The organism is Mammaliicoccus sp. B-M6 (assembly GCF_022386965.1).
In the GTDB taxonomy this organism is placed as follows: domain Bacteria; phylum Bacillota; class Bacilli; order Staphylococcales; family Staphylococcaceae; genus Mammaliicoccus; species Mammaliicoccus sciuri_A.
Genome location: NZ_JAJNHJ010000056.1, coordinates 1 through 8,880, shown reverse-complemented (window position 1 = coordinate 8,880; position 8,880 = coordinate 1). Strand labels below are relative to the sequence as shown.

Annotated in this window: 9 protein-coding genes; 3 read left to right on the top strand and 6 right to left on the bottom strand. The window is 32.5% G+C overall.

Translation table 11 applies throughout. The features are described from left to right. Nucleotides 1-174: 174 nt before the first annotated feature. Both LQ693_RS12975 and LQ693_RS12970 read right to left on the bottom strand, forming a co-directional pair. Entirely contained in the window at nt 175-657 is a 483-nt protein-coding gene (locus LQ693_RS12975; protein WP_025907349.1) for a DUF456 domain-containing protein, read from the bottom strand. Between the two features lie 11 nt (nt 658-668). Next, nucleotides 669-1,880, bottom strand: coding sequence for a sugar efflux transporter (locus LQ693_RS12970; protein ID WP_025907351.1), 1,212 nt, complete (start codon nt 1,878-1,880; stop codon nt 669-671). A gap of 134 nt (nt 1,881-2,014) precedes the next feature. On the opposite strand from LQ693_RS12970, the gene LQ693_RS12965 reads away from it, so the two are divergent. Further along, nucleotides 2,015-2,662 carry an MOSC domain-containing protein gene (locus LQ693_RS12965; RefSeq protein WP_107565406.1) on the top strand — a complete coding sequence of 216 codons (648 nt, stop codon included), beginning with the start codon at nt 2,015-2,017 and terminating at the stop codon, nt 2,660-2,662. Between the two features lie 51 nt (nt 2,663-2,713). On the opposite strand, the gene LQ693_RS12960 is transcribed toward LQ693_RS12965, so the two are convergent. Continuing rightward, nucleotides 2,714-3,589 (bottom strand): LysR family transcriptional regulator, encoded by an 876-nt coding sequence (locus LQ693_RS12960; RefSeq protein WP_025907355.1) that lies wholly within the window; start codon nt 3,587-3,589, stop codon nt 2,714-2,716. A gap of 162 nt (nt 3,590-3,751) precedes the next feature. Here LQ693_RS12960 and LQ693_RS12955 point away from each other — a divergent pair, with 162 nt between their 5' ends. Beyond that, complete coding sequence (locus LQ693_RS12955) at nt 3,752-4,573, top strand: undecaprenyl-diphosphate phosphatase (RefSeq protein WP_025907358.1); 822 nt, start codon at nt 3,752-3,754, stop codon at nt 4,571-4,573. Between the two features lie 76 nt (nt 4,574-4,649). Here LQ693_RS12955 and LQ693_RS12950 read toward each other — a convergent pair whose 3' ends face one another. The 3 genes from LQ693_RS12950 to LQ693_RS12940 form a co-directional block, all read right to left on the bottom strand. After that, a complete protein-coding gene (locus LQ693_RS12950; protein WP_025907360.1) occupies nt 4,650-5,189 on the bottom strand; it encodes a ribonuclease FAU-1 family protein in 540 nt (179 codons plus the stop codon). Between the two features lie 203 nt (nt 5,190-5,392). After that, complete coding sequence (locus LQ693_RS12945; protein WP_025907362.1) at nt 5,393-7,285, bottom strand: DHA2 family efflux MFS transporter permease subunit; 1,893 nt, start codon at nt 7,283-7,285, stop codon at nt 5,393-5,395. A 12-nt stretch (nt 7,286-7,297) separates the two neighbouring features. After that, nucleotides 7,298-7,945 (bottom strand): HlyD family secretion protein, encoded by a 648-nt coding sequence (locus LQ693_RS12940; protein WP_025907364.1) that lies wholly within the window; start codon nt 7,943-7,945, stop codon nt 7,298-7,300. Nucleotides 7,946-8,155: 210 nt separating this feature from the next. Here LQ693_RS12940 and LQ693_RS12935 point away from each other — a divergent pair, with 210 nt between their 5' ends. Further along, a complete protein-coding gene (locus LQ693_RS12935) occupies nt 8,156-8,707 on the top strand; it encodes a TetR/AcrR family transcriptional regulator (protein ID WP_025907366.1) in 552 nt (183 codons plus the stop codon). Nucleotides 8,708-8,880 lie beyond the last annotated feature (173 nt).

Below are 8,880 nucleotides of genomic sequence, written 5' to 3'. Positions count from 1 at the left end.
AACTTTCAACTTAAATTCATCACTATATTTTGTCATATTAAAACACCCCTAAAGTTAGTTTTTTTACTCTAACTTTAGGGGTGCAGTACCAAATCAAACTTCCACTCCCCATATTCCTCATTCCAAAAAAAGCCTGGTACAGCTATTGAACTGTACCAGGCCGGTCCTTCTACATTAAATAATAATATCAATAAAGAACCATATGATCATGACTACCATAATCAATGCTTTTGCTATTGAGCTTGTTAAGAATCCAAGTAATGATCCTACGCTTGCATTTGTTGCGGCTGCGATATCACCTTTTTGAATGATTTCTGTTACAAATACTAATACAAATGGAACGATTATAATTCCAAATGGAGGAAATACGAAACAACCGATGATGACACCGACTGCTGCCATTGTTTCTCCTAATTTAGAACCTCCAAATTTCTTAACGAAATAACTATTCATAATGATATCTGACAAGATCATAAATATTGTAAATACAATCATTACTACCCAAAATACCCAAGACAATTTGCTTGAATCAATTGCAAAGTGATAAATGAAATACCCTACCCATATAAATAATACGGATGGAATAATAGGTTTCACTAATCCTATAAATGCAATTACAAACATTAAGATAATTAATATCCAACTTATTGCTGTCATTTTTATATCTCCTAACTTACTTTAGTTTCGTTATGTGTCGTATGTTCTACTGTGAATATAAGTAATACAAATGCTACTGCTATTGATAAACTTGAAACAAAGAATACATTCCCTAGTCCAACGAGATCACTCATAATACCACCTAATAAATTTCCACCTAACTGACCGATTACCATAGCATTGGCAAACAATGTTGATGCGTAACCTGGAAATTCTGGTAAAATATCTTGGAAATAACTAATACCTAAGCCTAGTAAAATAGCTAAGAAGAATGCTAATGCTAGTTGTCCTATCAACATTGCTACGAAACTATCAAACACTCCGATGCTAAAGTAATATCCGAATCCAAAAATTGACCCTACCATTAATAATGTTTTTGTTTTGAACTTACTTGCAATAATACCAAGTATAATCATAAACGGAACTTCTAATCCCGCACATAAACTTGCTAAATAGCCGACATGTGATTCATTATCTTTAAGATATTCTGTTACATATAACGGCATATTCAACGTATACATCCACTGACCAACATGTAACAAAATGAATGCTAAGAATGGTATTAATAATGTCGGTTCTTTCATTAAGTTTGGTGCTTTCTTTTCTGTAAAATTACCGATAGCATTTTTAATAACTTTTTTCGGCTCTTTATAAAATATAATTAATAATACTAAAACTGTTAAAAATAGTGCCACTGTTCCACCAAACAATCCATCATATCCAAAGGCACTTAACAATACTGTCCCAATTAAAGGACCAAATAAAAATCCTAATGAAAATGTAGAACGTAGAACTGTATTAGCAAATATACTTCTATCTTTATAAGCTGATTCATTAATTGATTCACGTGCTGAGGCATACATTTGAGGCATTGCTGGTGCAGCTAAACCTTGGAACATTGCGTAAAGTGCGATAAACACCCAAATTGTATGTATGTAGAAATAAATGGAGAAACATAGTGCACCCATAATAAGTGCGGTAATGATAAGATATTTACGATTAATTTTGCCACTATCTGAAAATCTAGCAACAATAGAGTTTACTGTAAATGATGCCCCTGCTGCAAGCGCCATTAACAAACCATATTGCCCTTTCGTCATGCCTAAATGCTGTGTCGCATACAACACTAGGAATGGAACAGTAATCGCAACTGCCATACCAAGTAAACCCATATTTGCGGTAAAGAGTTTATAATTTTTTATTTGAAATAATTTCAAAAACATGAATTCACAACTTCCTATATTTTATTATATGCTTGTACTTTAAAGCTTATCCTCTGCTACGTCAATGCTTTATTGCTATAATTCACATTAACCGGTAAAATCATTATTAAATATTGTAAAAAGGAGTCATTCTCGTGGATTACAAAGTAGATTATATATCAGTCGGAAAAATTGCTAATATCACATTTAGCGATCAAAAATCAAAAAAGACTGCCATTTTCAAAGAACCTTTTAAAGATAAGATGTACTTAACACATACAGGCTTTGTTGAAGACGAACAGCAATACAAAGGACATGGTGGACCTGAAAAAGCACTCTGTTTTTACAGCAAAGATAATTATGCATATTGGGATGACATTATTGATTTGTTACCAAAGTATGCAATTTTCGGAGAGAATATAACCGTTTCAGGTTTAACAGAAGAAGATTTAAACATTGGTGACACGTACGAACTTGGTGAAGCGATCATTCAAGTTTCATGTCCAAGACAACCTTGTGCTACAATTGCACAACGTTATGGCATTAAAGATTTAGTTAAACACATGGCTGATAGTTATCGAACAGGCTGTTACTTCAGAGTATTAAAAGAAGGATACGTTTCACAGAATGACAATATGAGATTAATTAAGCAAACTGAGCCTAAACTATCGATTTATGAATTGAATGAAACACGATTTAAAGATAGTAAAAATCTACAACGTATCGACAATATTTTAAATCACGAAGCGATTAATGATGAAACTCGAGAAATATTTACGAAGTTAAGAAAGCGTCTGTCATAGAAATCAATATAACGAAAGCAGAAAAGAAATCCGTAAAGATTTCTTTTCTGCTTATTTTTTTCCTATTTCAAGCTGATTAATATAATTCTTTAAGACTTCTATGAATGATTTCACTTGTGGTAATTGTAATACGTTATGTTCATAACATATATATGTAGACCTTGTCAGCGGTTTACGCATGACATTCAATTTCTTGATTTCAAATTTATCTGTATCGATATCACCTATAACGAGTTCAGGTAAGACTGTTACACCTACACCATTTAATAGTAATGCTTTACATGTAGCAATTTGATCGACTTTAATCAGTGCATGATATTCTTGTTGTAAATAATCTGAATACCACTCTTCTATTTGTTTTAAGTAAATTGGTTCTGCTTGAAACTCGATCATTGGTAAAAGGTGTAGATCTTGTTTTCTATTTTTAGGATATATAAAGTAATGCTGCTCATTAAGTAGAAGATCATTTTGAACATTCATGACTTCGTTTCCTCTTACGACCATGATATGAAAGTCATTCTGATATTGTTTAATGTGTTCACTTGAACCGATTTGTAATTGTATATCCACATTAGGATATAAGTGCGTGTATTCCCCTAATACTTGCGGGAGAATAGTCTGTCCGATTAATGAAGATACACCTATTGAAATGCTACCATTTACTTCGCCTATTTTAGAACTGATTTTATCTAATAATAAACGTTCTTCTTTTAACATTTTTCGAGCGTGCTCAATTACAAGTGAACCTTCATTTGTTGTTATCAATTGCTTCTTTGTTCTTATAAAAATATCTATACCGAAAAAGTTTTCAATTGTTTTTAACCTTTGACTCACTGCCGGCTGAGATATATAGAGAATGTCTGCTGCTTTCCTTAATGTCTTTACGTCTTCTAATGTTACCAGTAACTTATAATCGTCTACTTTCAATTGACACACACTCCTTACTTTCATTATATTATAACACGATTTGCCTACACGACCATGCCTACAACTTTAGACCGAAATATAAATTTTTTTATTTCATAAATTGAAAGTCGATTCATAATTCGTTATAGTTGAGCATGTACATTAAATAGGAAGGATCATATCATGCTTATTATCGAAATTATTAAATATGTTTTTCTTGGGCTACTTCAAGGTGTAACTGAACCGATTCCGGTTTCTTCAAGTGGACATCTCGTTATGGCACAAGAATTTTTAGGATTACATACGGACGGTTTAACTTTTGAAATTGTTGTGAATACCGCTTCATTAATTGCCGTCCTTATCTTATTTAGAAAAGATATTATCACGCTTATTGTTGATACACTTAAATATATTAAAGGTGACCGTACCGAATCTATTAAGAAAAATTTCCAACTTGCGATGTACTTAGTCATTGCAACGATTCCTGCAGGTGTTCTAGGTATTATCTTTAAAGATATTATTGGGGATACTAAAAGTGTGATTATGGTAGGTATCATGCTTATCGTCACTGGTATCGCATTGTGGTTTATTAAGAATAAACGTGGACAAAAGCTTGAAAAAGATTTGTCTCTTAAAGATGCTATTATCGTAGGTCTATTTCAAGCAGTTGCTTTAATACCTGGACTAAGTAGAAGTGGTGCAACGATTGTTGGTGCATTAGGTGTAGGTATGAACCAAAAAACAGCATTTAAATTCTCATTCTTACTATATATTCCAGTAAGTCTAGGTACAGCTTTACTTGGTATTAAAGATATTGTTGAAACACCACCCGATACATCATTGATGATTTCATATGTATTTGCATTTATTGCATCTCTTGTAGCAAGTTATTTCTCACTTAAATGGTTACAAGGCATTATGGAACGTGGTCAATTAGGTATCTTTAGTAAATATTGTTTCATCGTAGGTCCATTAGCAATCATACTTGCGCTAATCTTCCTATAATAAAAAAACGGGGAATTCCAACTTTAAAGGGATTCCTCGTTTTTATATAGAAATATGCCATAACATTGTAGTTAAATCACTTCGCATTCATAATTTCGTGAAAACAATATCTGATTTTCTTTTCAATTCCTTTGAAATCCGTCTCTAATTTAAACATAATTTCATGAGCTGTAACATATGCCTTATGGAATTGGGCTTTGGATATTTTCTTCTCTTTGAGCATTCTTTCTAAATCATCTTCATCAACAAGTTCATATTCACCCGACTTCGGTATCACTAATACATCAAGACATAAATCTAATGTTCTAGCATTGCCAAGTTGTGTGATATTCCTCAAATTCACATCAAAATAGTATTGTACTGGTTTATTCTGTTTATCGTACATTACAGTGATACTATATGGCTTCTTTTCAGGTAAGATTTGCATCCACTTATATCCATTATCCGCAACTGTAATTTCCCTGCCGACCACATTTACTTGTAAAGGCTCTTTTACTTGTACCATTGTTACTAATCCAACTAGCCCTTTAAAATGATTGGTGTCCAATACAACTTCTTTATATTCGCGATTAAGGAGACGTCGCCAATGACGTTTGTCAATATACTTAACTTTCATAAGTTACCAACTCCTTTTTTACATTATATAAAAAACCATGTCTAATTCAAAGCATTCAATATAGAATTTCATAAATTAAATTACTATTCTAAAAAAACACTACAAGAAACTTCACTGTTTCTTGTAGTGTTTAAACAATTAAACATTAATATATAATTTAAAAATACAAAATGAATTTATATTTTTATATCTAGGAGTTCTTACTATTCTTTTGATAAATAATGAGATTTACCTTTTAAGAATAAACTTAAAATTAAAGCAATCACACTGAATAATGTTGCTATCCAGAATGCATCGTTAATACCTTGTACTGTTGCAAGTTTATTGAAGTAAGTAAATAGTGCAGTTGTACCTGCTTCTTGACCGCCAACAGAATCTGATAAAGCTTTAATTTGTTCTTGGATCATAGGATTTGTTGAATCCATATTATCTGACATATTTGCTAAATGTGATGTCGTATTTTGAGTCATTACTGTAACAAGAATGGCAGTACCGATTGACCCTGCTAATTGTCTTACCGTATTACTAATTGCATTACCATGCGGAATTAATCGTTGTGGTAATGAATTCATACCTGCTGTCATAATTGGCATCATGATGAAACTCATACCAAATGAACGGACAATATAAATAACAAGTATTGTTGTATATGGTGTATCCATATTTAACTGTGTCAATTCCCAAGTAGCGAATGTCATAATTGTTAAACCAATTAAAGCGAGTGGTTTAATACCAAATGAGTCTAACATTTTACCAGCTATAGGACCCATGAAGCCCATTATAAGTGAACCTGGTAATAGTAATAACCCTGAATCTAGTGGTGTAAAACCACGTAAGTTCTGTAGGTAGATTGGTAATAAGATCATACCACCGAATAAACTCATTGTTACGATAACGTTAATGATCGTAGTTAATGTAAAGCCTGAATATTTTAATGCTGACATATCAAGCATTGGATTTTTCATTCTCACTTCACGAATAACGAATAATGCTGTGAAGATAATACCGATAATCAATGATAATGAAACTGTTAATGAAGTCCATCCATCGTTACCCGCTTCACTAAATCCATAAAGTAATAATCCAAATCCTAAAGTACTAAAGATAATACCTTGAACGTCTGGTTTTGGATTAGAAGTTTTTTGATAAATTCTAAACCAGAAGAAACTAATAAATATTGCAACTAAACCAATTGCAAACATACCATAGAACATGACATTCCAATGATAGTTTTGTACGATCCAACCTGATAATGTTGGTCCGATTGCTGGTGCTAAAATAAATGCAATACCTAAAGTACCCATTGCCGCACCACGTTTTTCTGGTGGGAATATTGTCATAAATACGTTTGAACCTAATGGCATTAACACACCTGCACCAACTGCTTGGATAACACGACCTGTCATCATCATTGGGAAGTTAAATGATAAAGCACATATAATTGATCCAATTGTAAACAACGTCATTGCAATAAGAAATAGTCTTCTGTATGAATATTTACTTATTAGAAATGCACTGATTGGTATTAAGATACCATTCACTAACATAAATCCTGTCATTAACCATTGTCCTGTAGACGCTGAAATACTGAACTCATTGTTAATAACCGGTAAAGCAACATTTAATAATGTTTGGTTTAAAATAGCAATAAACATACCAAACATCATCGCAACTAAAATTTTGTTTCTTGAAATACCTTTGCCATATACGAAATTGACATGATGTTTCTTAATTTGTTCATTAATTGGTTCGTCTTCATTTAATTCCATACCACGATCAGATAATTCAGTATGCTCATGTGATTCACCTGATTCTTCATCATGATCTTCAGAAGACGTATTAATAGAAGTTGTTTCGTTCACCTCTGAGTTAGATGACTTATGTTCAGCTTCCATTTTTTCAATATTTGAACGTTCTGGTTGATGATTGATATTATCATCTTTTGATTTCAATTGTGTTTCTTTGTTTTCTGTTGTTTCATCAGTTACTTGCTTAGAAACTGATTTACTTTTTTTGCGTTTTAAAACAAATGCATTAATTCCAATCCATAATAGGATTGCTACAATTATATAAGCCACCGTAAAGGTTGATGTCATAATACACCCTCCTTAATTCTTGTGGATTCGAACTTCAACATTCATTCCTGGAACAACATTTGTTGATGGCTTAGAATCAAATGTGATTTTCACTGGAACAACTTGTGTCACCTTTGTATAGTTTCCATTACTATTTGATGAAGGCATCAATGAGAAACTTGATGCAGTTGCTAATCCAACTTGAGACACTTTACCTTTAACACTAGCTTCTTGTCCGTCGATATACACGTCAACAGCTTGTCCTTTTTCAACATCTTCTACATCTGTATCGTCAATGTTTGCAGTTACATATAAATCATCAAAGTTATATGCATATGCGATTGGTGATCCAGCTTGAACTAAACTGTTTTCTGTTGCAGAAGTTTTTACGATTGTACTTTTAGATGGTGCTTTAATGTCCATTTCTTGAGACTGTCCATCTTCACCTTTACCAGCTACTTCTCCGATTTTGTCGCCTTTGTCATAAGTTTTACCTTCTTTAGCGTCGAAGCTTGTTAAGTTACCTGATACTGGGCTAGCAATTTTGATTTGCTCACCGTCAACTTTTGCATTTTCTGTTTTTACATAATCTGTTGCTTCACTATAATAATGGAATCCTACTAGACCAATAGCCACTAAAATTACTATAGTGATAACATTTACAAGCACTATTTTTTTCATTACTTTATTTCCTCCAAATTTCAATGATTTATTCATTATACGGCTCTGTAATCATGATTTAAACCAACAAATTAAATAAGTTTGTCGGGTTAAAATAGCGGAAAAAATCAGATAATTATTCATAATATCTACATATTTAAATGGTATATGAATGTATCTTTGAACGGCTTTTTGTTAAAATATTAGGGATGTATTTATTCGAGGTGACCTATGAAAAAACATGCGAGACAACTAATCATAAGTAATATGGTTTACTTATTAGAACATTATCATTTTGATGAAATCACAATAAAAATGTTATGTGCAGAATGTGGCATCAATCGTTCAACATTTTACGCACATTTTAAAGATAAATATGAAACGTATGAAGAAATCAAACAGTTTCATATGACGAACTATGAAACATTAATGGATAATATAGAACAATCTATTCTTGAAAACCCCGATAAAAGAAGAAAGTATGTTAAACAGTACTTTACGAATGTCTTTTATTACATATCAAGACATCAAAGATTTTTCACAAGCGTCTTTGTCGTCCACCCAGAAAAAGAACTCATCATCAGCTTTATCAAACTCATTAAACTAAGATTTGAAAAATTGATTACACGAATAGGTACACTTCAAGACGTCAATTTCTTCCTTGACTATACAGTCGGTGGACAAATCGCTACCATTTATAGTTGGCTAAAAAACGGATGTGTAGAAAAACCAGAAAAAATGGCAGATATTATGTATCGGAATATTATTAAGATTAATAGATAAGGGTACGATATCTCAGTCTTCGTGCGTTACTCCCTGCACTTCCTACTTATCAAAAAAGACATTCACCTTCACGGTGAATGTCTCAGAGTGTCGACAAAGTCTTAGACTTTGCCGGCATTTTTTTATGCGCATGCTTTTCGCGGGCATGTTCTCAGCCTGTAGTCTTCGAATCA

Bases quoted from the DNA above. Each gene is read 5' to 3' on its own strand.
- LQ693_RS12975 (WP_025907349.1), bottom strand. From the start codon at position 657: ATGACAGCAATAAGTTGGATATTAATTATCTTAATGTTTGTAATTGCA.
- LQ693_RS12970 (WP_025907351.1), bottom strand. From the start codon at position 1,880: ATGTTTTTGAAATTATTTCAAATAAAAAATTATAAACTCTTTACCGCA.
- LQ693_RS12955 (WP_025907358.1), top strand. From the start codon at position 3,752: ATGCTTATTATCGAAATTATTAAATATGTTTTTCTTGGGCTACTTCAA.
- LQ693_RS12950 (WP_025907360.1), bottom strand. From the start codon at position 5,189: ATGAAAGTTAAGTATATTGACAAACGTCATTGGCGACGTCTCCTTAAT.
- LQ693_RS12945 (WP_025907362.1), bottom strand. From the start codon at position 7,285: ATGACATCAACCTTTACGGTGGCTTATATAATTGTAGCAATCCTATTA.
- LQ693_RS12940 (WP_025907364.1), bottom strand. From the start codon at position 7,945: ATGAAAAAAATAGTGCTTGTAAATGTTATCACTATAGTAATTTTAGTG.
- LQ693_RS12935 (WP_025907366.1), top strand. From the start codon at position 8,156: ATGAAAAAACATGCGAGACAACTAATCATAAGTAATATGGTTTACTTA.